At 72.9% G+C, this 23,638-nt stretch carries 26 protein-coding genes and 1 tRNA gene; 18 read left to right on the top strand and 9 right to left on the bottom strand.

What is annotated here, in order from left to right; all coding sequences use genetic code 11:
• The first annotated feature begins 6 nt into the window (after positions 1–6).
• Complete coding sequence (locus ELQ39_RS16755; protein ID WP_242592529.1) at positions 7–1,878, top strand: pentapeptide repeat-containing protein; 1,872 nt, start codon at positions 7–9, stop codon at positions 1,876–1,878.
• 18 nt (positions 1,879–1,896) lie between these two features.
• Here the strand turns inward: ELQ39_RS16755 and ELQ39_RS16750 are convergent, their stop codons facing one another.
• The 5 genes from ELQ39_RS16750 to ELQ39_RS16730 all read right to left on the bottom strand — a co-directional run bounded on the left by ELQ39_RS16750 (position 1,897) and on the right by ELQ39_RS16730 (position 7,720).
• A complete protein-coding gene (locus ELQ39_RS16750; RefSeq protein WP_242595621.1) occupies positions 1,897–3,636 on the bottom strand; it encodes a copper resistance CopC/CopD family protein in 1,740 nt (579 codons plus the stop codon).
• A gap of 146 nt (positions 3,637–3,782) precedes the next feature.
• The gene (locus tag ELQ39_RS16745; protein WP_242592528.1) at positions 3,783–4,553 is read right to left on the bottom strand and encodes an SDR family NAD(P)-dependent oxidoreductase; all 771 of its coding nucleotides are present in this window, start codon (positions 4,551–4,553) and stop codon (positions 3,783–3,785) included.
• Positions 4,550–5,029 carry a cupin domain-containing protein gene (locus ELQ39_RS16740; protein ID WP_242592527.1) on the bottom strand — a complete coding sequence of 160 codons (480 nt, stop codon included), beginning with the start codon at positions 5,027–5,029 and terminating at the stop codon, positions 4,550–4,552. The genes ELQ39_RS16745 and ELQ39_RS16740 overlap by 4 nt, the downstream gene beginning before the upstream one ends.
• Entirely contained in the window at positions 5,026–5,634 is a 609-nt protein-coding gene (locus ELQ39_RS16735; RefSeq protein WP_242592526.1) for a GNAT family N-acetyltransferase, read from the bottom strand. Before ELQ39_RS16735 ends, ELQ39_RS16740 begins: the two co-directional genes overlap by 4 nt.
• Positions 5,627–7,720 carry a penicillin acylase family protein gene (locus tag ELQ39_RS16730; protein WP_242592525.1) on the bottom strand — a complete coding sequence of 698 codons (2,094 nt, stop codon included), beginning with the start codon at positions 7,718–7,720 and terminating at the stop codon, positions 5,627–5,629. The genes ELQ39_RS16735 and ELQ39_RS16730 overlap by 8 nt, the downstream gene beginning before the upstream one ends.
• A gap of 81 nt (positions 7,721–7,801) precedes the next feature.
• Here ELQ39_RS16730 and ELQ39_RS16725 point away from each other — a divergent pair, with 81 nt between their 5' ends.
• From ELQ39_RS16725 to ELQ39_RS16710, 4 genes are all read left to right on the top strand, one after another.
• Positions 7,802–8,524, top strand: coding sequence for a siderophore-interacting protein (locus ELQ39_RS16725; RefSeq protein WP_242592524.1), 723 nt, complete (start codon positions 7,802–7,804; stop codon positions 8,522–8,524).
• Positions 8,525–8,567: 43 nt separating this feature from the next.
• Positions 8,568–9,170 carry an HhH-GPD-type base excision DNA repair protein gene (locus tag ELQ39_RS16720; protein WP_242592522.1) on the top strand — a complete coding sequence of 201 codons (603 nt, stop codon included), beginning with the start codon at positions 8,568–8,570 and terminating at the stop codon, positions 9,168–9,170.
• Positions 9,171–9,362: 192 nt separating this feature from the next.
• The gene (locus ELQ39_RS16715) at positions 9,363–9,659 is read left to right on the top strand and encodes a type II toxin-antitoxin system VapB family antitoxin (protein ID WP_004943146.1); all 297 of its coding nucleotides are present in this window, start codon (positions 9,363–9,365) and stop codon (positions 9,657–9,659) included.
• A 132-nt stretch (positions 9,660–9,791) separates the two neighbouring features.
• Positions 9,792–10,415 carry a LytR C-terminal domain-containing protein gene (locus tag ELQ39_RS16710; protein ID WP_190004562.1) on the top strand — a complete coding sequence of 208 codons (624 nt, stop codon included), beginning with the start codon at positions 9,792–9,794 and terminating at the stop codon, positions 10,413–10,415.
• Positions 10,416–10,455: 40 nt separating this feature from the next.
• Here ELQ39_RS16710 and upp read toward each other — a convergent pair whose 3' ends face one another.
• Complete coding sequence (upp, locus tag ELQ39_RS16705) at positions 10,456–11,091, bottom strand: uracil phosphoribosyltransferase (RefSeq protein WP_190004499.1); 636 nt, start codon at positions 11,089–11,091, stop codon at positions 10,456–10,458.
• Between the two features lie 137 nt (positions 11,092–11,228).
• Here upp and ELQ39_RS16700 point away from each other — a divergent pair, with 137 nt between their 5' ends.
• The 8 genes from ELQ39_RS16700 (at position 11,229) to ELQ39_RS16665 (ending at position 15,737) form a co-directional block, all read left to right on the top strand.
• Positions 11,229–11,441: a hypothetical protein gene (locus ELQ39_RS16700; RefSeq protein WP_225629402.1), complete on the top strand. Its 213-nt coding sequence runs from the start codon at positions 11,229–11,231 to the stop codon at positions 11,439–11,441.
• A 390-nt stretch (positions 11,442–11,831) separates the two neighbouring features.
• Complete coding sequence (locus tag ELQ39_RS16695; RefSeq protein WP_225644515.1) at positions 11,832–12,368, top strand: tRNA adenosine deaminase-associated protein; 537 nt, start codon at positions 11,832–11,834, stop codon at positions 12,366–12,368.
• A 65-nt stretch (positions 12,369–12,433) separates the two neighbouring features.
• Positions 12,434–12,865 (top strand): tRNA adenosine(34) deaminase TadA, encoded by a 432-nt coding sequence (tadA, locus tag ELQ39_RS16690; RefSeq protein ID WP_225629406.1) that lies wholly within the window; start codon positions 12,434–12,436, stop codon positions 12,863–12,865.
• A gap of 45 nt (positions 12,866–12,910) precedes the next feature.
• Positions 12,911–12,995, top strand: a tRNA-Ser gene (locus tag ELQ39_RS16685).
• Between the two features lie 99 nt (positions 12,996–13,094).
• A complete protein-coding gene (locus tag ELQ39_RS16680; RefSeq protein ID WP_190004497.1) occupies positions 13,095–13,271 on the top strand; it encodes a hypothetical protein in 177 nt (58 codons plus the stop codon).
• Entirely contained in the window at positions 13,271–13,564 is a 294-nt protein-coding gene (locus tag ELQ39_RS16675) for a Dabb family protein (RefSeq protein ID WP_190004496.1), read from the top strand. Before ELQ39_RS16680 ends, ELQ39_RS16675 begins: the two co-directional genes overlap by 1 nt.
• Positions 13,565–13,751: 187 nt before the next feature.
• Positions 13,752–14,588, top strand: a complete 837-nt coding sequence (locus ELQ39_RS16670; RefSeq protein ID WP_186568538.1) for an RNA polymerase sigma factor SigF — start codon at positions 13,752–13,754, stop codon at positions 14,586–14,588.
• Positions 14,589–14,834: 246 nt separating this feature from the next.
• Positions 14,835–15,737, top strand: a complete 903-nt coding sequence (locus ELQ39_RS16665) for an RNA polymerase sigma factor SigF (protein WP_242592520.1) — start codon at positions 14,835–14,837, stop codon at positions 15,735–15,737.
• Between the two features lie 211 nt (positions 15,738–15,948).
• On the opposite strand, the gene ELQ39_RS16660 is transcribed toward ELQ39_RS16665, so the two are convergent.
• The gene (locus ELQ39_RS16660) at positions 15,949–16,143 is read right to left on the bottom strand and encodes a hypothetical protein (protein WP_190004494.1); all 195 of its coding nucleotides are present in this window, start codon (positions 16,141–16,143) and stop codon (positions 15,949–15,951) included.
• A 195-nt stretch (positions 16,144–16,338) separates the two neighbouring features.
• Here ELQ39_RS16660 and ELQ39_RS16655 point away from each other — a divergent pair, with 195 nt between their 5' ends.
• The 5 genes from ELQ39_RS16655 to ELQ39_RS16635 all read left to right on the top strand — a co-directional run bounded on the left by ELQ39_RS16655 (position 16,339) and on the right by ELQ39_RS16635 (position 21,243).
• Positions 16,339–16,830, top strand: coding sequence for a MarR family winged helix-turn-helix transcriptional regulator (locus tag ELQ39_RS16655; RefSeq protein WP_190004493.1), 492 nt, complete (start codon positions 16,339–16,341; stop codon positions 16,828–16,830).
• 13 nt (positions 16,831–16,843) lie between these two features.
• Entirely contained in the window at positions 16,844–19,381 is a 2,538-nt protein-coding gene (locus ELQ39_RS16650) for an MFS transporter (RefSeq protein ID WP_242592518.1), read from the top strand.
• A 109-nt stretch (positions 19,382–19,490) separates the two neighbouring features.
• A complete protein-coding gene (locus tag ELQ39_RS16645) occupies positions 19,491–20,312 on the top strand; it encodes a YceI family protein (protein WP_190004491.1) in 822 nt (273 codons plus the stop codon).
• Positions 20,313–20,457: 145 nt separating this feature from the next.
• On the top strand, positions 20,458–20,763 hold the full coding sequence (locus tag ELQ39_RS16640; protein ID WP_242595620.1) for an STAS domain-containing protein: 306 nt from the start codon (positions 20,458–20,460) through the stop codon (positions 20,761–20,763).
• Positions 20,764–20,772: 9 nt separating this feature from the next.
• Entirely contained in the window at positions 20,773–21,243 is a 471-nt protein-coding gene (locus ELQ39_RS16635) for a PPOX class F420-dependent oxidoreductase (protein WP_242592516.1), read from the top strand.
• 21 nt (positions 21,244–21,264) lie between these two features.
• On the opposite strand, the gene ELQ39_RS16630 is transcribed toward ELQ39_RS16635, so the two are convergent.
• A complete protein-coding gene (locus tag ELQ39_RS16630) occupies positions 21,265–22,038 on the bottom strand; it encodes a TetR/AcrR family transcriptional regulator (protein WP_242592514.1) in 774 nt (257 codons plus the stop codon).
• A gap of 36 nt (positions 22,039–22,074) precedes the next feature.
• Positions 22,075–23,628 (bottom strand): MFS transporter, encoded by a 1,554-nt coding sequence (locus ELQ39_RS16625; protein ID WP_242592512.1) that lies wholly within the window; start codon positions 23,626–23,628, stop codon positions 22,075–22,077.
• Between the last annotated feature and the right edge of the window lie 10 nt (positions 23,629–23,638).

The raw sequence follows: 23,638 nt of genomic DNA, 5'->3' as shown, positions 1-23,638 counted from the left end.
GCGGGCATGACCGGAACCGGCACCGCGGCGTGGCCGCGCTGCGCTCACGTCGACGGCGGCGAACGCTGCCGGGGGCGCAGGGTGGACCCGTACCCGGCCTGTCTGGCACATCTGGACGGCGCCGACCGCGCCGCACACCTGGCCGTGCTGCGTCCGGGAGCCGATCTCGACCACCGGGGCACGCCCTTCACGCAGGATCTGCTCGACGAGCTCCTCGCACCCCTCAGGGACCCGGGGACGGGGCGGGCCCGGGTGGGAAGGGCCGACTTCGACGAGGTGCGGTTCTCCGGGGAAGCGGAGGTCCGGGACGTCGAGTTCGACGACCACTGCTCGTTCACGTCGGCGGTGTTCGACTCGGTGCTGCACTTCTGTGAGGTGCGCACGGGAGGTGACCTCAGGCTCGGCAGGGCACGTGTCGCGGGAGACGTGTGGCTCGAGGACACGCAGGTGTCCGGTGACGCCTGGTTCATGGAGGCGCGGTTCGACGGGACGTTGCGGTTCTGCGTGGACGAGGTCGGGCGCAGCGCGGCGTTCCGGGGCATGACGTGCGCGAATGCCTATTTCGAGGGCGTGGACTTCGAGCGGGGCGCCGACTTCGAGGACCTGCGCGTCACCGGCAGGGCAAGCTTCGAGGGAGCGGAGTTCCGCAACGGTTCGGCCTGCTTCGACGGAGCCGATGTCGGAGGGGACATGCCTTTCGACGGCGCCCACTTCGATGCGAATGCCACGTTCGAGGGGGCCACGATCGGCGGTGACCTGTCCTTCCTCAACGCCACTGCGAAGGCCGACGTGCGCTTCCGGCGGACGGTCTTCCGGCGTACCGCCGTGATCGGCCCCCTCGTCTGCCCGGGGACGGTGGACTTCTCGGACGCCGTGTTCGAGAACGCGGTGACGCTGGAGGTGGCGGCCAAGGAGGTGCGCTGCGTGCGGACCCGGTGGGCGTCCACCGCGGCGCTGCGGCTGCGGCACGCCGACGTCGACCTGACCGACGCGGTGCCGGCGTTCCCGGTGAGCGTCGTCGGCCGGCCGCGTCGGTTCGAGTCGCCGGAGGGGGAGGCGATCGCGGAACCGGGCCTCGACCGGGAACAGGTGGGCGTCGTCTCGGTCAAGGGGGTGGACGCGGCGTATCTGATGCTGGCCGATGTCGACCTGACCAGGTGCCTCTTCGTGGAGGCGGTGCACCTGGACCAGCTGCGTCTCGAAGGCCGGTGCCGCCTGGCGGGACCTCCCGGCGGGCCGCGCTGGACCCCCCGCCGGACCCTGGCGGAGGAACATCACTGGCGGGCGACCCGGTACCGCGGCTGGACCGGGACTCCGGGCGCCGGACATCACGACCCTGACGTGCTGGCGCCGGTCTACCGGCAGCTGCGCAAGGCGCTCGAGGACGGCCGGAACGAACCGGGCGCGGCCGACTTCTACTACGGCGAGATGGAGATGCGCCGCCACGGCGCGTCGGCGTCCCGCGGTGAGCGCACGCTGCTGTGGCTGTACTGGGCGCTCTCCGGATACGGCCTGCGTGCCGGGCGGGCTCTCATCTGGCTCCTGCTGGCGATGACGGCCACGGTGTTCGCGATGATGCTGTGGGGGCTGCCGAAGGCCGATCCCGACCCGGTCAGCGAGGGCATGGCCGACGGCCGGCGGATCACCCTGACGACCAAGAAGCCGACACCCGACGATCCGGACGGGCCGTACGCGCGACGCCTGTCGGGGGAGCGGTTCGAGAAGTCCCTGCGGGTGGTGGCCAACTCGGTGATCTTCCGTGCCTCGGGACAGGACCTCACCACCACCGGGACCTACGTCGAGATGACCGCCCGGCTCGTCGAACCGGGTCTGCTCGCCCTCGCCGTCCTGGCCGTGCGAAGCCGCGTGAAACGCTGACCCCATCTCCCACCGCGCTCACCGCCCCACCCGCACCCCCCGCTCCACCGTCACCTGGTCGATGTCCGACACCCGGACCGTCAGCCTCATCGTCCAGGTGCCCTCCAGGGGGAGGGTGAGGTCGTTGGTGGCCCAGTAGCCGCCCCGGTCGGTGAGGCCGGCGTCGATGGGGCCCACGTCCTTGGACGGGAGGGTGAAGGTGACGCGGAGCTCGGGGACGAAGGACAGGGCGCCCTGGGGGCCGAAGACCACCGCCTGGAGGCCGTTCTCGCCGACGCGGCCCGGGTCCATCGTGAGCTGGACGGTGCCGCTGCCGCCGGGCGTCCCCGTGTCGTAAGGGACCGTGAGTGCCTGCGCGCCGGGCAGGCCCGCGACCTGCGGCGCGGGTGCCTTCGCGGCCTCCGCCTCCGCCCGGGAGGGCAGTGTCCCGGTCAGCACCGTGGTGACCAGCAGGACGGCCACCGCGACCACCACCTCCGCGAGGACGGAGCGGCGCAGGGCCCGGCGGTGGAGGGTTTCCGGTTCGGCGGTGGTCACGTGCGTGGTCCTCGGTTCGGGGGGCGGGCCCGGCGCGCCCACCAGCGCCAACAGGCGTTCCTCCGCCGCCGGGCGGGCCAGCAGGGCCGTCCAGCGACGGGACAGGGCCGCCGCGAGCAGCAGGAACACCGTCGCCGCCAGCTTCACGGCGAGCGTGCGGCCGTACGCCGTCCCCGTGAGGGCGGACCAGGAGCCGAGGCCGCGCCAGGACTGGTAGGCACCGGTGACGACGAGGACCGTCACCGACGTGAACGCCAGGCGGGAGAAGCGGGCCACCGTGTCGTGCGGGGGCGGGGTCTTCGCCCGGTGGAGGGTGAGCAGCAGGGCGGTGAGGCCGCCCAGCCAGGCCGCCATCGCCAGCAGGTGCAGCACCGACGACGTCATGGCGACCGGCACCTGGATGCCGGCCGAGGCGTGTTCCGCCGACGCCCATGTCAGGGCCAAGGACACGGAGAGGATCCCGCCCGCCGTCACGCGCGTGCGCGGAGTCCGGCGGCGCAGTACCGGGAGGAGCAGGGCTGCCGTCAGGAGGAGCAGCACGCGGGCCAGGAGGGCCATGCCCGGGCGGCCGCTCAGCGTGTCGGGGAACGTCGAGACGTCCAGCGCCGTCGACGGCGACGCGCCCTTCTCGTAAGGCGCGCGCAGCACCAGCAGTCCCACCGTCGTCACCAGCAGCGTCCACCAGCCGAACAGCAGCGGCGCCCGCAGCGGGCCCGTGTCCGGCGGGCGGCACAGGGCCGCGAACGCCGCCGTGCCGATGAGCAGCGCGGCCGCGATGTAGGCGAGGTAGCGGCCGGTGTCGTAGAGGCTCTTGGTGACCGGGTGTTCGGCGTGGTCCTGGGGCGCCGCCGGCGGGGTGGGGGACGGCTTGCCGACGGAGAAGGTGAACGCGCCCGAGACGGGGTGGCTGTCCGCCGAGACCACCCGCCACGCCACCGTGTAGGTGCCCTCGTCGAGGCCCCGGGGCAGCGCGGCGCGGGCCGTGTCGGCGGCGCCGGCCGCGTGTTCGGGTTCCTCCATGTGGACGCGGCGGTTGTCGGGGCCGTAGATCCGGAAGGAGTCCTCGAGCAGGCCCACGGACTCGGTGAACGTCAGCGTGATGTGGGTGGGCGCCGTTCTGACGACGCTCCCGTCCTCGGGGTCGCTGGCGCGCAGGGCCGCGTGGGCGCCGGCCGGGGCCGCGCCCGCGAGGAGGAGCACCAGCAGCGTGCCCAGCAGCACCCATGCCCGCAGGACCGGGGACCCGCCGCCTCGGCCGCCCGCCGCCCCGTCGCGCCGTCGCTCCACGTCGTACCCGCCTCCCGGCCGTTCGCCTCCCGTGGAGTACGGACGGGACGCGCGGTCCGCTCAATGCGGCGGGGACGTCTTCACCAGGTGGGGCGGGAGGTCGCCCCTCCGTCGACCACCAGGTCGTGGCCGGTCACCCAGGAGGCGAGCGGGGAGGCCAGGAACACGCAGGCGTCGCCGACGTCCTCCGGGCGGCCGAGGCGTCCCACGGCGGACGCCTCCCGCCAGCGGCGTACGCCCTCCGGCCAGGCGTCCGCCAGGCCCTCCCGGTCGATCAGGCCGGGCGAGACCGTGTTGACGCGCACGCCCCAGGGGCCGTACTCCAGGGCCGCCGAGCGGGCGTGCATCACCACCGCGGCCTTGGACGCGCCGTAGTGGGCGTGGCCGGGGGCGGGGAAGCGGGCCTCGACGGAGGCGATGTGGGTGATCGAGCCGCCCCCCTGGTCGCGCATCAGCCGTGCCGCCGCCTGGGTGCAGGCGAAGACGGCGGTGAGGTTGGTGTCCACGACCGCGCGCCACTCGGCCGCCGTCATCCCGGCGAGTTCCCGCACGGGCTGGACCCCGGCGTTGTTGACCAGCGCGGTGAGGCGGCCGCCGAACCGTTCGGCGGCCTCGGCGACGAGCCGGTGGCAGGCGTCCTCGTCGGTGAGGTCGGCCTTCAGGACGACGGCCCGGCCGCCCGCCTCCCTGACGGCGACCGCCGTCTCCTGGGCGGACGCGACGGAGGTGCGGCAGTGCAGGGCGACGGCCGCGCCCTCCTCGGCGAGCCGGCGGGCGATGCCCCGGCCGATGCCGCCGCCGGCGCCGGTGACCAGGGCGACCTGGCCGTGCAGCAGTCCCCGCTCGCTCATGGACGGCCCAGCTCCGCGACGAGTGCGGCCCGGTCCGGGTGGCGGGCGGCCAGCTCGGCCGGGTCGCCGTGTTCGTAGCCCTCGTAGGTGAAGCCGGGGGCCATCGTGCAGCCGAACAGCGTCCAGGCGCCGCCGTCCGCGACGCGGGCGCCCATCCACGTGCCGGCGGGGACGGTGAGCTGGACGTGCTGGCCGCCGAGCACGTCGGGGCCGAGGACCGGGGTGCTGCTGGTGCCGTCGGGGGCGAGCAGCAGCATCCGCAGCGGGTCGCCGAGGTAGTGGTGCCAGGTCTCGTCGGCGGGCAGACGGTGCAGGGCCGAGAAGTCGCCGGGCTCGGCGGTGAGCAGGGCGACGACGGCGGTGCCCTCGGGGCGGCCGTCGGGCCGGGCGGGACCGGCCCGGGTCTGCCGGAACCGGCCTCCCTCCCGGGGGATCGGCTCGAGTCCGAAGTGGGCGACGAGGTCGTCGGGAGTCACCCTCCGAAGGCTACCTCCCGGGTGAGGAACGCGAGTTGTGCTCGCTTCTCCGGGAGGTACACGTCCGGCAGGTCGATCTCCGGCAGCACGACCCGGGGCCCGGCGACGAAGCCCTGCCGCGTGAACCGGGCGATCGCCTTCTCGTTGGCGACGTCCGGGTCGACGACGACCCGCCGCCGGTCCAGGACCAGCAGGACGTACGTGGAGACGGCGGCCGCGAGCCCCGCGGTCCAGCCGGAGCGCTTCTCGCCCGGCTCCGGGGGTGCGATCAGCAGGTGCATGCCGATGTCGCCCGGCTCGACGGGGTAGCACTCGCCCACCCGGTCGGCCTCCGGCTCGTACGTCTGGAGCAGCCCGGCCGGGGCGCCGTCCTTGACGAGGAGGTACGCGTGGTGGGTGCCGAGGGTCTCCATGTGCGCGTAGGTCTCGGACACCTGCTGTTCGGTGAGGCCGTTCATGCCCCAGAACACGGCGCGTTCCTCGCTCACCCAGCGGTGCAGCAGGGGCGCGTCGGCGGCCGGGTCCAGCGGCAGGACGCGCACGGTGCCGAAGCCGTCGACCCTCTGCTCGTGGACGGCCGGGCGGGAGGCGTACGGGTCAGACATCGGTCTCCTTCGTCAGCTGCGCCCAGTCGGTGACGACCGGGGCCAGGTCTCCGGCGAGCCACAGGGGCTGCTGGTCTCGGTGGTGGGGCGAGCCGGGGCGGCCCGACGCGCCGTGCGGCACCACCCAACGGCTGTCCTCGCGCCGGGCCAGGTCCCAGACGTAGCGGGCGGCGGGCCCACGGGCGGCGAGGTCGGTGATGCCGGGCACGGCGGTGGTGCACAGCACGCAGTCGTGGTCGCCGGACAGCCCGGGTTCCTCCCGCGGGTCCTCGGGCGGCAGGGCCCGCCAGGGCGCGAGGCGGTGGGTGTCGCCCCAGGGGCCTGCGGGCGGCGCGGCGGCCACCTCCTCCAGGGCCGCGCGGACGACGGCGGGGCGGTCGATGCCGAACAGGTCCTTCGCCGCCAGCAGGTGCTCCAGGGCGAACCCGATGCGCGGGACCAGCGCGAGCCAGGGGCGGAAGACGTCCGGGTACGGCGGCGGGCTCGCGGCGGCCGCGAGGGCGGGCTCGGCGGCCAGACGGCGGACGACCGCGCTGCGCAGGGCCGCGAAGGCCGCCGCGTCGGCGCTGCCGGCGTCCATGTGCCGGTCCCAGGCCAGCAGCCGCGCGCGGAGCGCGGACGCGGGCCCGGTGAGGCCGGGGGCGTCGAGCGCGGCCAGGTGGTCCAGGAGGGGTGCGGCGGAGGCGAGGTGGGTGTCGGTGTGGATCCTGGCCATGCCGGCGGCGGACCAGCGGTGCTGCCGGGCGAGCAGGGCGGCGATGCGGCGGGCGCGGTGCGGCGGGGCGAACTCCACGCCGAGCGGGGCGGCGGGGCCGCGCTGGTTGGCCATCACGGCGACGCCGTCGTCGAGCCCGGCGCGCGGCGGCTCGTGCCAGCCCCGCCACTCGTGGCCGGGCTCCCACGCCGGCACCAGGCGGACGCGGTTGGCGTCGGAGCGCACGGGGACGCGGCCGGCCACCCGGTGCAGGGCGCCGCCCTCGGTGTCGGCGGCGAGGACGACGTTGACGGGCTCGGCCCACAGGTCGGCGGCGTGGTCCACGTCGGCGACGCGGCGGGCCCGCAGCAGCGGCAGCAGGGCGCCGAAGCCGAGGTCGCCGGTGACGCGGGGCGGGTACCGCAGGGCCACGGCGAGCGGGGGCTGTCCCGGCTCCGGCACCCTGCCGTCGAGGCCCTCGGGGCCGCCGATGACGACGGGCCCGCGTCCGGTCTCGACGATCTCCACCTCGACCGGGTCCTCGCCCGCGACCTCGACGGTCTCGGTGTGCCGCGCGGCCCTCCGCCAGACGCCGTCCGGGCCGAGCGCCTCGATGCCGGCGCCGGTGCGGCGCAGCCGCTCACGGTAGAGGTCCTGGTAGTCGGCCATGGCGTTGGTGATGGCCCAGGCGACCGTGCCGGTGTGGCCGAAGTGGGCGATGCCGGGGACGCCGGGCACGGCGAGGCCGACGACGTCGAACTCCGGGCAGGACAGCCGGATCTGCTGGTAGACGCCGGGGTCCTCGATGAAGCGGTGCGGGTCGCCGGCGACGACCGCCTGTCCGGTGACCGTGCGCTCCCCCGTGACCAGCCAGCCGTTGCTGCCGGAGGTGCCGGGGCCGTCGGTGGCGAACAGGCCCACGGCGTCCGCGCCGAGGCGCGCGGCGGCGTGGTCGCGCCACAGCTTGGCGGGGAAGCCGGCGAAGAGGAGGTGCGCGGACAGCCACACGGCGAGCGGCGTCCACGGCTCCCAGCGGCCGGGCAGGACACCGGCGCGGGCGAACTCCGGGGCGTCGTGCCCGTCCAGGCCCTCGTTGACGCCGGTGACGTACGCCCGGATCCAGTCGGCGGTCTCCGGGTCGCGCTCCTCCAGGCGGGCGAAGCAGCGGCGGGCGGTGTCGGCGATCCGGGCGCGCCGGACCAGCACGTCCCAGGACAGCTCGCCGGCGCCGAGGAAGGAGGCCGAGGTGCCCTGGGCGCGGTGGCGCTCCACCTCGATCTGCCAGCCGCGGTCGCGGGCGGTCACCAGTCCTTGCAGGCGCGCGAGTTCACGCGTGCCGTCCGCCCGCAGATGGGGAATCCCCCAGGCGTCCCGGAAGATCGCACCGGACACTGTGCCCCCACTTCGCTTTAGGTTAGGCTCCCCTAAGTAAACCGTGACGTGACGGGATCGTACGCGAAGGGTGAAGGCGCCATGGGGCAGGGGCGGGGTTGGGAGGGCGCGGTCCTCAAACTGCTGCGCGCGAAGGATTTCGAGTTCACGGTGACGGGCGCCGAGGACGTCACCGCCGACTACCGGCGGCTGACCTTCACCGACGGCGGGATGCTGGCGACGACCGGCGTCCACCCCACGATGTGGGTGCGGCTGTGGTTCGACAACGCGGGCAGGCCCCACCAGCGCGCGTACACCCTCGTCGACCCCGACCCGGAGGCCGGAACCTTCGCCCTGGAATTCGCGCTGCACGAGGGCTGCGCCAGCGACTGGGCGCGGGCGGCGAAGGCCGGGGACACCATCGAGGCGACCGTGCAGGGCACGGGCTTCGAGCACCCGGCTCCCTCCCCGTCCCATGTCTGCGTGGTCGGCGACCCGGCCTCCCTGCCGGCCGTCAACTCCCTGCTGGGCGCCCTGGGCGACGCCCCGGCGACGATCTGGTTCGAGGGTTCCCTCGACGGTCTGCCCTGCGTGGCCGACCCCGCACGTCACGAGGTGCGGGAGGTGCCCCGGCGGGACGCGGGCGCGGCCCTGGTGGAGCGCGTCCGCGCCGAACTCCCCGCCCTGCTCGCGTCCGGCCCCGACCCGTACGTGTGGATCGCGTGCGACACCGCGACCACCCGCGCGCTGGGCGCCTTCGTCCGCAAGGAGCTGGGCGTGCCCAAGCAGCGGGTGCAGGCGCTGGGGTACTGGCGCGCGAGCTGACCGCGACGCGCGATCAACCGGGCGGCGCGCGATCATCGGGGGCATGGACGTCATATTGCACCTCGCCCAGGACCCCGACGCCGACCGGCTGCTGGGCCGCAGCCCGCTCGCCGCGCTGACCGGGATGCTGCTGGACCAGCAGATCCCCATGGAGTGGGCGTTCAAGGGCCCGGCGACGATCGCGCAGCGGCTCGGCGCGGACGACCTCGACGCGCACGAGATCGCCGCGTACGACCCCGAGGCGTTCGCCGCGCTGCTCTCCGAGAAACCCGCGGTGCACCGCTACCCGGGGTCGATGGCCGGCCGCATCCAGCAGCTGTGCCGGTACCTCGTGGAGCACTACGACGGTGACGCCGAGGCCGTCTGGCGGGACGTCGACGACGGCAAGGAGCTGCTGAAGCGGCTCCAGGACCTGCCCGGGTTCGGCAAGCAGAAGGCGCAGATCTTCCTCGCCCTGCTGGGCAAACGGCTCGGCGTCCGCCCCTTCGGCTGGCGGGAGGCGGCCGGCGCGTACGGCGAGGAGGAGTCCTTCCGCTCGGTCGCGGACATCACGGGCCCGGAGTCGCTGGCGAAGGTACGGGCGCACAAGCAGGAGATGAAGGCGGCGGCGAAAGCCGCGAAGGCCGCGAAGAACACGGGGGCGTGACCGGCGCCTGCGGGTTCGTCCGCGAGGGCGTACCGGGGGCGGGTATGTGAGCCGGGAGTGGCGTACGGGGCGGTCCGTGAGGGCGCGTGACGGGCGCGCGGACCGTTTTCGGACGGTTTCCGGCATCTTTTACGGCGGCGTACTGCGTCGCCATGGCTGCGCCCGGAACGTCTCGACCGGTAGGCTTTCCGTGTGATCTTCAAGCGCATCGGAAACGGCCGGCCGTACCCCGACCACGGCCGGGAAAGCACCCGGCAGTGGGCGGACGTCGCGCCGCGCCCGGTCCGCCTCGATCAGCTCGTGACGACCAAGCAGCAGCTCGACCTCGAGACCCTCCTCGCCGAGGACTCGACCTTCTACGGCGACCTCTTCGCGCACGTCGTGAAGTGGCAGGGCGACCTGTACCTCGAGGACGGACTGCACCGTGCGGTGCGAGCGGCGCTCCAGCAGCGCCAGGTGCTCCACGCGCGCGTTCTCGAACTCGACTGACACCCGTCGAACCCCCTGGCGGCCCGGTTTGGCCCTTTCGGGTTGGACTGCACCCAGTCGAATGATCATCTAGTAGGCATAGCAGCCCGGGCGCACTACGCTGCGCTCATGAGCATGCTCACTCCACCCGGCATGGGCGGCCAGTACCGCATCACGGGTGACAAGTACCCGCGGATGCGCCGGCCCCGGCGGCGCGGCAAGCTCGTCGTGCTGACCGTCGCCTCCGTCGCCGTGCTCGGCGTGGGCGGCTGGGGCACGCTGCAACTCGTCGACGTCTTCACCGGCGGCGGCGACTCCGCCTCCGCGGTCGGCACCAAGGCCGCCTGCGGCACCACGGTGAAGCCCTCGGCGAGTCCCGCGGGGGCCGCCGAGCCGCTGCCCCGCCCCGGCGCGATCACCGTCAACGTGCTCAACGCCACGACCCGCGGCGGGCTCGCCCAGAAGACCGCCGACGAGCTGAAGAAGCGCGGCTTCAGGATCGGCGAGGTCGCCAACGCGCCCGAGACGTTCGACAAGAAGGTCAAGGGAACCGGAGTGCTGCTCGGTCCCGCGACCGCGCTGGACACGGCGCTGCCGGTGCTGGGCACCCAGCTGGCCGGCGCCGAGCGCCGCACCGACCCGGCCCGCAAGGGCGTCGAGCTCGACCTGATCATCGGCGACGCGTTCCGGGGGCTCACGGCGAAGGCGGACGCCGACAAGGCGCTGACCGCACTGGCCAACCCCGAGCCGGCGTCCTCCTCGAAGAAGAACTGCTGAGCCGAACCCGCCGAACGCGGGGGGGCGTGAGCCCTCGGGGCTACTCCGCGGCTCCGTACATGCGGTCGCCCGCGTCGCCGAGGCCCGGGACGATGTACCCCAGCTCGTTGAGGCGCTCGTCGACGGACGCCGTCACGACCGTCACCGGCGTGCCGGCCAGCTCGCGCTCCATGACCTCGACGCCCTCCGGCGCGGCCAGCAGCACCACGGCGGTCACGTCGTCCGCGCCGCGCTTGATCAGCTCCTGGATGGCCGCGACGAGCGTGCCGCCGGTCGCCAGCATCGGGTCGAGGACGTACACCTGACGCCCGGAGAGGTCGTCCGGCATGCGCGTGGCGTACGTGGAGGCCTGCAGCGTCTCCTCGTTGCGCACCATGCCCAGGAAGCCCACCTCGGCGGTCGGCAGCAGCCGGACCATGCCGTCCAGCATGCCGAGGCCGGCCCGCAGGATCGGCACCACCAGGGGTCGGGGGTGGGACAGCTTCACGCCCGTGGTCCGTGCCACCGGCGTCTGGATGTCCACCTGTTCGGTGCGCACGTCGCGCGTGGCCTCGTAGGCGAGCAGGGTGACCAGCTCGTCGGCGAGACGGCGGAAGGTCGCGGAGTCGGTGCGCCGGTCGCGCAGCGTGGTGAGCTTGTGGGCGACCAGGGGGTGGTCGACGACGTGGAGACGCATGGCGTCAACCCTAACCGGGCCGCGGAGGGCCGGCGTGCCCGCGCCTGGCAAGGGGATGGCGCACCCGCCACCCCTTCGCTGGCGTCAAACCGCCCGCCCGGGGGAAGGCGGGAGGGACGGACTGGGGTGATGAAGCAATGCCTGAGCAGGAGAATCATGTGAATCCGTCGACCGGGGGCACAGGCGGCGCCGGGGGCGAGGTGGACTGGGAGGCCGAGCGTCGGCGGCGGCGGGCGCGGTTCCTGAGGGAGCTGGCGGAGGCTCGGGCGTTGCGGGACCGGGTGCAGCCTCGGCGGGCGAAGGCGGCGCGGTTGCGGCACGCGATGCGGATGCGGACGTTTCGCTGGTAGCGGCTCTTCCGTCCCCGGTGCTCGTGCCGGGCGGGGGGTTTCGCGCGGCCCGGCCGGCGGGGTGCCGTCACGCCCGCCCTCCCCGTGCTCCCAGGCCCTTGCGGCTGCGGGCGCGACACGCGGGTTGCCCCGTGGGCAAAGGGCCCCGGGGGTCCGTTGACGTGCCGCGCTCCGGTGGCGGGGTTGGGCGCGTACGATCCGGTCGTGGCGGCGACAAGCACGCTGGACCGCGATCGAAACTGCCGGACACAGGGAGCGGAAGACGTCCCCTGACGGCCTTGTTTCTGCCACGATTCCCAGTGGGCGGGGTCTCAGCTCCGCGTACCCGCCCGCACACCTCCGCCGGGGGGACCCCCAACCGGCACGCCTATGACCAGTGGGAGAGTCACGGTGTACTTCGCCGCACTGCTCGCGCGCACCGAAGACGGGTGGGAAGCGAGCGACACAGAGCTCGACGATGTGGAAACCCTGTCGGATCTGGCCGACCTGGCCCGGGAAGCCTCCCCTGACGAGGACACGGTGCTCGTGCTGATCGAGCAGGAGGACGGCTGGTTCGGCGTCGTCCGCGTGGACGGTGAGGAGGATCCCAGGATCTACGTCTCCGACGCAGCCGCGGCCGCCCGCAGCAGCTACGGGGAGATCCTGCTCACCGACGAACTGCTCGGCCGGGAGCCCGGGGACGACGTCCCCGACCTGGACGCCCTCGACCTCGACGGCACGGAGGACGGTGAGCCGGACGACGAGGACGCCGACGGCGGCCCGTCCGCCGCGTCCGGCGAGTCCGTGCCGCACGGCCCCGTCGGGGACGCGCAGGTCCTGGAGGACCTGGGCGTGTCCGAGAAGGAGCTGCGCTCGATGACCCAGGACGCCGTCTCGGAGATCGCCGAGGCGCTGGGCGCCTCCGAGGTGCTGGAGACCGTCCGCTGACCGTGCCGGCCGTCACCCCAGCGCCCGGCCTCCCCGACCCGGTGCGCGACCGCTGGCGGGAGCCGATGCGACTCGCCCTGGACGAGGCCCGCGGGGCCGTCCCGGGCGGGGACGTCCCCGTCGGCGCCGTCGTGCTGGCCGCGGACGGGGTCACCGTGCTGTCCCGCGCCCACAACGAGCGCGAGGCGACCGGCGACCCCACGGCGCACGCGGAGGTCCTCGCGCTGCGCCGGGCCGCCGAGCGGACCGGGGAGTGGCGGCTGGCCGGCTGCACCCTGGTGGTCACGCTGGAGCCCTGCACGATGTGCGCGGGCGCCGTCCAGCAGTCCCGGGTCGACCGGGTGGTCTACGGCGCCAGGGACGAGAAGGCCGGCGCGGCGGGATCCCAGTGGGATCTGGTCCGGGACCGGCGCCTGAACCACCGCCCCGAGGTGATCGAGGGCGTGCTCGCCGAGGAGTGCTCGCGGCTGCTCACGGAGTTCTTCCGGGGACGCTGAATACCGATTTCGAACCACGCGCCACCGTGCTGTAAGGTCTCCCTCGGTAGCGTGTCCGAGCGGCCGAAGGAGCTCGCCTCGAAAGCGAGTGTGGCGCAAGTCACCGAGGGTTCAAATCCCTCCGCTACCGCTTGAGAAGGGCCCCGTCGTCGGACGGGGCCCTTCGTGCGATCATGGGCCCGCTCGATGCGCGTGACAGCAGTGAGATCCGTGACAGGGGAGGGCCGCGATGGCGGTGAACGCGAAGAAGGCCGCCGTCTATCTGGTGGTGGTCTTCGTGCTGTACGTGATCATCACGGATCCCGAGACCGCCGGCGACTACGTCACCATCGGGTTCCAGGGCGTCTCGGACGCCGCGAAGGCGGTCGGAGACTTCATGACCTGGCTGGCCGCGGGAGGCAAGTGATGATCCGGCACCTGGTGCTCTTCAAGCTGAACGAGGGCGTCCGCCGTGACGACCCGACGGTCGTCGAAGGCGTGGAGGCCTTCCGCGCACTGGAGGGGAAGATCCCGGAGATCCGCTTCTGGGAGTGCGCCTGGAACATCAGCGACCGCCCCATCGCGTACGACTTCGCGATCAACTCCGCGTTCGACGACGCCGAGGCGCTGCGCCGCTACGTCGAGCACCCGGACCACCAGGCGGGCGTCGGCCTGTGGCGCGAGTTCGCCACGTGGGTGATCGCCGACTACGAGTTCTGACGCCCCTCCGCGCTCCGCGCACCGAGGCCTCCTGCCGTGCCGCAGGGGGCCTCGGTGCGTTCGGCGCCCGCCTCCCGCCCTCAACACGGAATATGCGGTGCTTGCACACAGTGAGTCAGTCTTGTGATGCTATGACCGCTTTTGACGGATGAGTTGACGGACGATGTGAGCGAATGAAGAGGTGGCGTTGACCGTGTCGGCCAGTTCCGCGCCGCCCCAGGACGAGGTGTCCCCCGACGCGGTCCAGACCCCCGCGAAGCGCCGTGGCGCGGACACCAGGGCCCTGACCCAGGTGTTGTTCGGTCAGCTCAAGAACCTGGAGCCGGGCACGCCGGAGCACGCCCGCGTGCGGGCGGCGCTCATCGAGGCGAACCTCCCGCTCGTGCGCTACGCGGCCGCCCGTTTCCGCTCCCGGAACGAGCCGATGGAGGACGTCGTCCAGGTCGGCACCATCGGCCTCATCAACGCCATCGACCGCTTCGATCCCGAGCGGGGCGTGCAGTTCCCCACCTTCGCGATGCCGACCGTCGTCGGCGAGATCAAGCGGTACTTCCGCGACAACGTCCGCACCGTCCACGTACCGCGCCGGCTGCACGAGCTGTGGGTGCAGGTGAACGGCGCGACGGAGGACCTCACCACCGCGTTCGGGCGCACCCCGACCACCGCCGAGATCGCCGAGCGGCTGCGCATCTCCGAGGAGGAGGTGCTGTCCTGCATCGAGGCCGGCCGGTCGTACCACGCCACCTCGCTGGAGGCCGCGCAGGAGGGTGACGGGATGCCCGGCCTGCTGGACCGGCTCGGCTACGAGGACCCCGCCCTGGACGGCGTGGAGCACCGCGACCTCGTCCGGCACCTCCTCGTACAGCTGCCGGAGCGTGAGCAGCGCATCCTGCTGCTGCGTTACTACAGCAATCTGACGCAGTCCCAGATCAGCGCCGAACTGGGCGTCTCGCAGATGCACGTGTCCCGCCTGCTGGCCCGCAGCTTCCAGCGGCTGAGGTCCGCAAACAGGATCGACGCGTAACCGTCAGGAGCGAATCGCACGACGGCACGAATCTGCCTTCTTTTCGTCCGATACTCCGTCAGACCCCTTGCAGCCAGGGCTGATCCACATCTCGGATGTCGACATGTCACTACAGCGCGTTGCCGACATGTGACATTCTGCCGGAAGCGCGTTTGCCGGAGCCTCGGCGCCGGTATTCAGGTGAAGGCTGCGTTCCCCGGTCCGGGAGCGTTCGCCGCGACCGTCCCGCGACCCAAAGGGGGTGGCATGTCCGCAGAACAGGGCAGCTCGAAGGTGCTCACGCTCGCGGAGAGCGAGTCAGCTCCCCATGCTCTCGACGCACTCGGCCCCATCGACGAGGGCCCGGCCCTCGCCGCAACACCCGTTCCGGACCTCCCGGACACGGCGGCCCTCGACACCCGCACCCTGTCCCGCTCCCTGTTCCTGCGGCTCGCCGCGCTCGACGAGGACAGCCCGGAGCGCGCCTACGTCCGGGACACCCTGATCGAGCTGAACCTCCCGCTCGTGCGGTACGCGGCGGCGCGGTTCCGCTCGCGCAACGAGCCGATGGAGGACATCGTCCAGGTCGGCACCATCGGGCTGATCAAGGCGATCGACCGCTTCGACTGCGAACGGGGCGTGGAGTTCCCGACGTTCGCCATGCCGACGGTGGTCGGGGAGATCAAGCGGTTCTTCCGCGACACGTCCTGGTCGGTGCGGGTGCCGCGCCGGCTCCAGGAGCTGCGGCTGGCGCTGACGAAGGCCAGCGACGAGCTCTCCCAGAAGCTGGACCGCTCCCCGACGGTGGGCGAACTCGCCGCCGTGCTGGGCGTGTCCGAGGAGGACGTCGTCGACGGCCTCGCGGTGGGGAACGCCTACACGGCCTCCTCGCTGGACTCCCCCGCCCCGGAGGACGACGGCGGCGAGGGCTCCCTGGCGGACCGCCTCGGGTACGAGGACACGGCGCTGGAGGGCGTGGAGTACCGGGAGTCGCTGAAGCCGCTGCTGGCCAAGCTGCCGCCGCGTGAGCGGCAGATCATCATGCTGCGGTTCTTCGCGAACATGACGCAGTCGCAGATCGGGGAGGAGGTGGGCATCTCGCAGATGCATGTCTCTCGTCTGCTGACGCGCACCTTGGCCCAGCTGCGGGAGGGGCTCATCTCGGACTGACGTCCGCGGACATGCCTGTGAGCGCGGAGGCGCTCGGCCCTTTCGGGGCCGGGGGCCTCCGCGTTCCTGGTCGCGGGCGGCGCCGTACGCGCCTCAGGGGCGGGGCGGGTGACGGTCGCCTCGCGGGTGCGGCCCGGTGAGGGCCGGCCGCGCGGTTCCCGGCGCCCCTGAGGGTGTGGCCGCCGAGGGGGTCGCCCCGGCGGCTCCCTTCTTACTTCAGTGCGAGCCAGGCCACTGCGGCGACGACGGCCACCGCGGCGACGATGCCGACGATCAGGCCGATCCGCGGGCCGCCGCCCGTGGCCGCCGGCTGCCCGGCCTGGGGAGCCTCGTCGACGAACGCGCGGAACATCTGGGTGCTGCCGGCGGGGTCGTGATTGCCCTGCGGGCCCTGGGTGTTAGCCATGGACCGAGACCCTAGCGAATCAGCGTCCCGCGCCCCAAGCGGGGCGGCACCGACGGGGAGCACCCCGTCCCACCTGCGTGTTTACTGACGCGATTACTTGCCTTTGCCAAGTTTTTGGCCCGGACGGTCCCTTTTTATTTGCCTTCAGCAACCATCCATACATACGGTTGCTTCAAGCAACGAAACGGAGGTGCCATGGCCGAGTCGGCACAGTACGAGGAGCTGGTCCGGCAGTTCAGCGCCTTCGGCGCCGTCAAACGGGAGATGAACCGGCTGATGCCGTCGGACTGCCCGGGCGGCTCCGCGGCCGTGCTGACCGTGCTGGGCCGCCACGGCGACATGCGCATGAGCAGGCTCGCCGAGCTGCTGTCCGTGGACATGTCCGTCACCAGCAGGCACGTCACTCATCTGGCGGAGCGCGGCTGGATCGAGCGCTCCCCCGACCCCGCCGACAAGCGGTCCCGCATCCTGCGCCTCACCCCGGCCGGCCAGACCCGGCTCGACGAGCTGTTCCGGCGCACGACCCAGCTCCTCGCGGAGCGGCTGGGCGACTGGCCGGACGAAGAGGTCGACGACCTCACCCGGCTGATGGCCCGGCTCAGGGAAAGCTTCGGCGACCCCCGCCCCGTGCCCCGGCAGGCGTCTCCGTCACTCGAACAGACCACCCGTACACCCGCAAGCACCTAAGAGAAGGAAGTCCATGGCAACGACCACACCGAACGGTGTGCGGGCTCATGCCAAGCACGGGGGAGGATCCTCCACGGACGCTCCGATGACCCACCGGCAGATCATGGAGGCGCTGTCCGGGCTGCTGCTCGGCATGTTCTGCGCCATCCTGTCGTCGACCATCGTCACCAACGCCCTGCCCGAGATCGTCTCCGACCTCGGCGGCGGCCAGAGCGCCTACACCTGGGTCGTCACCGCCTCGCTGCTGACGATGACCGCCTCCACCCCCCTGTGGGGCAAGCTCGCCGACCTCATCAGCAAGAAGGCCCTGGTCCAGACGGCCCTGGTGATCTTCGTGATCGGCTCGATCGTGGCCGGCACGGCGCAGAACCCGGGCATGCTGATCACCGCACGCGCCATCCAGGGCCTCGGCGGCGGCGGTCTCGCCGCGCTGGCCCAGATCATCATGGCCGCGATGATCTCCCCGCGTGAGCGCGGGCGCTACTCCGGCTACCTGGGCGCGACCTTCGCGGTCGCGACCGTCGGCGGCCCGCTGCTCGGCGGCGTCATCACCGACACCAGCTGGCTCGGCTGGCGCTGGTGCCTCTACGTCGGCGTCCCCTTCGCGCTGATCGCGCTGGTCGTGCTGCAGAAGACGCTGAACCTGCCCCTGGTGAAGCGGGAGGTCAAGGTCGACTGGGCCGGCGCCTTCTTCGTCACCGCGGCCGTCTGCCTGCTGCTCGTCTGGGTCACCTTCGCCGACGACAAGTACGACTGGATGTCCTGGCAGACCGGGGCGATGGTCGGCGGCGCCGTCCTGCTGACCCTGATCTTCCTGTTCGTCGAGTCCAGGGCGAGCGAGCCGATCATCCCGCTGCGCCTGTTCCGCAACCGCACCATCACGCTGGCGTCGCTGGCCTCCCTGTTCGTCGGTATCGCGATGTTCGCGGGCACCGTCTACTTCAGCCAGTACTTCCAGCTCGCCCGGGACAAGTCCCCGACCATGTCGGGCGTCATGACCATCCCGATGATCGGCGGTCTGTTCATATCGTCGACCGTCTCCGGCATCGTCATCACGAAGACCGGACGGTGGAAGGCCTGGCTGCTGTCGGGCGGCGTGCTGCTCACGGCGGGTCTCGGCCTGCTGAGCACCATGCGCTACGACACCCCGTACTGGCACATCGGCATCTTCATGGCGCTGATGGGTCTGGGCGTCGGCATGATGATGCAGAACCTGGTGCTCTGCACGCAGAACCAGGTGGCCCCGAGCGACCTGGGCGCGGCGTCCTCCGTGGTCACCTTCTTCCGCTCGCTCGGCGGCGCGGTGGGCGTCTCCGTGCTCGGCTCCGTGATGTCGTCCCGGATCAGCCACTACGCGGCCGACACCATCGGCACGCTCAGCCCGCAGGAGCAGGCTGCGGCCGCCAAGGCCTCCGGCAGCGGCACCATCCCCGACATGGACCTGCTGCCCCCGGGCATCCGCACCTGGCTGGAGAGCGCCTACGGCCACGGCATCGCCGACATCTTCCTGTACGTCGCGCCGATCGCCCTGCTCGGCTTCCTGGTGACGATCTTCATCAAGGAGGTCCCGCTGCGGACCACCGGTGCGCTGGCCCAGGCCGCTCAGGAGCAGGCCGCCGCGGCCGGCGACCCGGTGGCCCCGACCGCCGCCGAGGCCGCCGCCGTCCCGGCCGGGGGCGCCGCCCCCGCGGGCCCGGCCGTCTCCGGAACGCGGACAGCCGCGCAGGACACCTTCGCCCAGCCGGTGTCCGCCGTCGCCACCACCGCCCGGCCCGGGGAGTCCGCCTCCTCCGGCATCCCGGTGCGCGGCTTCGTCCGCGGCGCCGACAGCACCCCGGTGCCCCGCGCCGCGGTCACGCTGATCTCCCTGGGCGGCCGCCAGCTGGGCCGCTCCGTGGCCCAGGACGACGGCTCCTACGCGGTGGACGCCCCCTCGGCGGGCTCGTACGTCCTGATCGCCGCCGCCGACGGGCACCAGCCGCAGGCGTCGACCGTCGTGGTGAACGACGAGCCGGTGTCCTACGACATCCTGCTCAGCGGCACCAGCGGCATGACCGGTGTGGTCCGCGCGGCGGACACCGGGCAGCCGGTGAAGGACGCGATGGTGATCGTCACCGACGTGCGCGGGGACCTCCTGGCCACCGGGACCACCGGTGAGCAGGGCGAGTTCTCGTTCGCCGAGCTGGTGCCGGGCGCGGTGACCGTGGCGGTGAACGCCACCGGGTACCGGCCGCGCGCCCTGCCGGTCGAGATCGGCGCCACGGGCGTCACCCGGGTCGAGGCCGACCTGGAAACCGGCGCCCACGTCCGGGGCGTGGTCCGCGCCCCGCACGGTCCGCTGGCCGACGCCCGGGTCACCCTGGTCGACGCGGCGGGCAACGTGGTCGGCACGGCCACGACCGGCGACGACGGGGCGTACGCCTTCGCCGACCTGGACGGCGGCGAGTACACCGTCATCGCCACGGGCTACCCGCCGGTGGCGAGCGCCCTGACGGTCGCCGGACCCGGTGTCGACGACCACGACATCGAGCTCGCCCACCCCGGCGAGTAACGCGAGTCCCGGCCCGTGGCGGGCCGCGCGTCCTGCAAGCGGAGACGCGCCCCGCCGCGGGCCGGTCGTATCACGACCTTTTTATGAGCCTTTGCAGGGAGAAGACGGGATGCCACTGACCGCGAGGATCCGCACCCGGGACGGATGGGCCGTGTCGCACGCGGTCGTCACGCTGACCGACGGGACCGGCAGCCAGGTGCTGCGCGCCGAGGCGGACGCCGAGGGCGCCGTCCGGGACGCCACCGAGCTGGCGCCGGGGGCGTACACCGTCGTCGTGACCGCGGTCGGGTACGCGCCCGCCGCCGCCAGCGCTCTCGTCACCGCGAGCGGGCGCGCGGAGATCGGGACGGTGACGCTGGCCAGGAGCGGGGGCACGGAGCTGCCGCCGCCCGGCCCGTGGACCGTGGACCCGGCGCACTCCAGCGTGGCCGCCGTCGCCCAGCACCTGGGCATCTCCAGCGTGCGCGGCCGGTTCACCGACTTCACCGCCTCGGTGGAGATCGCCCCGGACGACGTCGCCAAGTCCCGCGTGGAGGCGGTGATCCGGGCCGCGTCGATCGACACCGGCAACGCCATGCGCGACACCCATCTGCGGTCGCCGGACTTCCTGGACGCCGCGCGGCACCCGGAGATCACCTACCGGTCCACGGGACTCACCCAGGCGGGCACCGACCGCTGGACCGTGCACGGCGAGCTGACCATGCGCGGCGTGGTCCGCCCGGTCGACCTGGACCTGGCCTACCTCGGCACCGGCGCCGACCCGTGGGGGGGCACCCGGGCGGCCTTCCGCGCCACGACCGAACTGCACCGCGAGGACTTCGCGATGAACTACAACCAGGTCGTCCAGGCCGGTATCGCCGCCGTCGGCACCACGCTCCGGGTGGAGCTGGACGTCCAGGCCGTGCAGGGCGAGGAGCTCCCGGAGGGCTGAGTGCGACGCCCGGACCTGCGCCGCTTCCGGTCTCGTCCCCGGCGTGGTGCAATGGGCGGAGGGTCAGGAAGCGGCCTTGCCGATGCCGGACGACCGATTCCAGGTGATTGCCGTGACCCTTCCGCCCCCCTCCTCCGAGCGCGTGATGCTCCCGCTGCCGTCGGAGATCGACTTCCGAAACGCCGACGGACTGCTGCCGCTGATCATGTACCAGGCCCGCTCCGGCCCCGAGGGGCCCGCGCGGGTGATGGTCCTCGACCTGTCCGGGACCCGCTTCATGGACTCCCAGGGCATTCGTCTGATCAACGACGCCCGCAGGCTGCTGCTCCCCCACACCCGGGTGCACGTGGTGGCCCGCCCGGAGAGCGTCGCGGGCCGCGTCCTGGAGGTGACCGGGCTGCGCCGCGACGTGCCCGTGTACGACAACCTCCCGGAGGCGATGGCGGCCTAGGCTGACGCCATGGCACCGAACATCGCGACCAACACCCGCGTCTCCCTCGACGAGTTGCTCGACTTCGTACGCCCCCGGCACCGGGCGGTCCTGCTCACCCGCCGCTCCGACGGCGGACCGCAGGGGTCGCCGCTGACCTGCGGCGTCGACGACTCCGGGCGGATCGTGGTGTCCACCTACCCGGAGCGCGCGAAGACCCGGAACGCCAAGCGGGACCCGCGGGTGAGCCTCATCGTCCTCAGCGACGACTGGAACGGCCCCTGGGTGCAGATCGACGGCACCGCCGAGGTGCTGGACGTACCCGACTCCGTGGAACCGCTGGTGGAGTACTACCGGAACATCGCCGGTGAGCACCCCGACTGGGACGAGTACCGCGCGGCGATGGTGAAGCAGGGCAAGTCGCTGATCCGGATCACCCCGGAGCGCTGGGGGCCGGTGGCGACGGGCGGTTTCCCGGCGCGGCTGGCGGATGGCGCGTAAGGTCGCGCCTCGCGGTCGCCGCTAGCCGCGACCGCGGGCGACCATCGCCTCGATACCGGCGACGAGCAGGTCCAGGGCGAAGGTGAAGTCCCGTTCGAGCATCTCCTCGACCGTGTCGCCGCCCCGCGCCTCCATGATCCGGGCCGACCGGCCGATGACGTCGGAGGCGTCCGGGTGCCGCAGCACCTCGGTCATGGCGCGGTGGTGGTACTCGTCGGCGGTCAGGCCCGTCGAGGCCACCCGGTCACGGAAGTGGCCCTCCACCGTGCCGTGTCCGTACACGAACTGGAACACGGCGGCGATCGCCCCGGTCACCTCGTGCTCGGGCAGGCCGGTGCGGCCGAGGACCCGCTGGACGGCACCGGAGAACCGCAGAGCCTGGGGTCCGATGTTGAGGAAGCGGCCGACGAGCGCCGGCAGCCAGGAGTGCCGCACCAGCAAGGCCCGGTACGCGCGGGCCAGGGCGCGCAGTTCGTCGCGCCAGTCCGCGCCGGAGTCCGCCTCGGGCAGGGCGAGTTCGCCGAAGGCGCGGTCCAGAGCCAGTTCGAGCAGGTCGTCCTTGGTGTCGACGTACCAGTAGACGGACATCGCTGTGACGTCGAGCTCGGCGGCGAGGCGGCGCATGGAGAACTTCTCCAGGCCCTCGGCGTCCAGCAGCCGCACGGTGGCCTCGGTGATCCGGTCCCGGTCGAGGTGGGAAGGCTGGCCTCCGCCGCGTCTGCCGCCCCGCTCCCGGTCGTCCAGCCAGACACTGGGCCGCGGCGTCTTCCCGGACCGCTGGTCTGCCCTCACCATGGCGCACCTTCCTCGACTCGCCGACGCCGGTTCATGCTAGGCGTCCGCCTGTCCCCGCGCGGTCCGCGCGTCGGCACGGTCGGCGCGGCGCAGCAGCGACGCCGCGAGCAGTCCGCCGACCAGCACCGCGACCGAGCCGACGAGCAGGCTCGCCTCCAGGCCGGAGGAGAACGCCCCGGTGATCTCGGCGCGTTCGCGGTCCGAGCCGGCCGCGGCCAGCGCCGCCGGCAGCGAGGCCGCCGCGACCGGCGCCAGTGCGGCGAAGCGCGCGTTCAGCACGGCGCCGAGGACGGCCACGCCCAGTCCGTTGCCGAACTCGGCCAGCGTGCCGTTGATCCCGGCGCCGACGCCCGCCTTCTCGCGCGGCACGGAACTCATCACGGCGTGCGCCATCACCGGGCTGCCGATCGCGGTGCCCGCGCCGATCAGCACCAGCCCGAGCAGGGTGCCGCTGTAGCCGTGGCCGGTGAGCGTGGCGATGGACACCAGCCCGGCCGCGATCAAGCCCATGCCGGCCGCTATCGACAGCGGAGTGCCCATCTTCGCCGACCACTTGGTGCCGACGCCGGTGAAGTTGAGGGCGACCACGGTCAGCGCCATCGGCGCGGTGCGCAGTCCTGCCTCCAGCGGGCCGTAACCCAGGACGAACTGGAGGTACTGGGTGAGCAGGAAGAGCGCGCCGCCCATCCCGAAGGTGATCAGCACCAGGCCGCCGACCGCGCCGGTGAAGCGCCGGTTGCGGAAGAAGTGGAGGTCGAGCATCGGGTACGGGATCCGGCTCTCCCAGTACGCGAAGACGCCGAGCACCACGGCCGCCGTGCCCGCGCTGACGGCCACCGTGCCGGACGTCCAGCCGTGCTCGGGTCCGGAGATGATCGCGTAGACCAGGGCCGTCATGCCGATGGTGGAGAGCACCGCGCCGGCCAGGTCGGGCCGGTCGCCCCGCCGGTTCCGCGACTCGGGGACGTACGCGGCGACGGCGGCCAGCGCCAGGGCCGCGACCGGCAGGTTGATCAGGAAGATCGAGCCCCACCAGAAGTGGTTCAGCATGAACCCGCCGACCAGCGGACCGGCGGCGAATCCGAGGGAGTTGACGGCGCTCCAGATGCCGATGGCCTTGGGCTGCTCCTCGGGCGTGAAGATCTGCATGACCACGGCGAGGGTGGTGGTGAGCAGCAGCGCCCCGCCGACGCCCATGCCCGCCCGCGCGGCGATCAGCTGCCCGGAGGACTGGGCCAGTCCTGCCACCAGCGACCCCGCGCCGAACAGGGCGAGGCCCACGATCAGCATCTTCCTGCGGCCGTAGCGGTCGGCCGCGTTGCCCGCGCTGAGCAGCAGGCCCGACTGCACCAGGGAGTAGGCGTTGATCATCCACTGGATGTCGGCGGTCGAGGCGTCCATCTCCCGGGTGAGGGAGGGGATCGCCACGTTCAGCACCGTGTTGTCCAGCAGCACGGTGAGCTGGGCCAGGCAGATGACTCCGAGGATCAGCCAGCGCCGCGCGTGCCCCCGGCGAGCCCCGTCCGTTGGTGCGGTGTCCGGGGACGGGCCGGCGGCCGCGGCGGGCTGCTCCTGCGAGGACGTGGTCATGCTGTACACC

Origin of the sequence: Streptomyces sp. GB4-14, assembly GCF_022696125.1 — a bacterium.
Taxonomy (GTDB): Bacteria; Actinomycetota; Actinomycetes; order Streptomycetales; family Streptomycetaceae; genus Streptomyces; species Streptomyces werraensis.
This window is presented reverse-complemented; position numbering and strand designations above follow the sequence as displayed.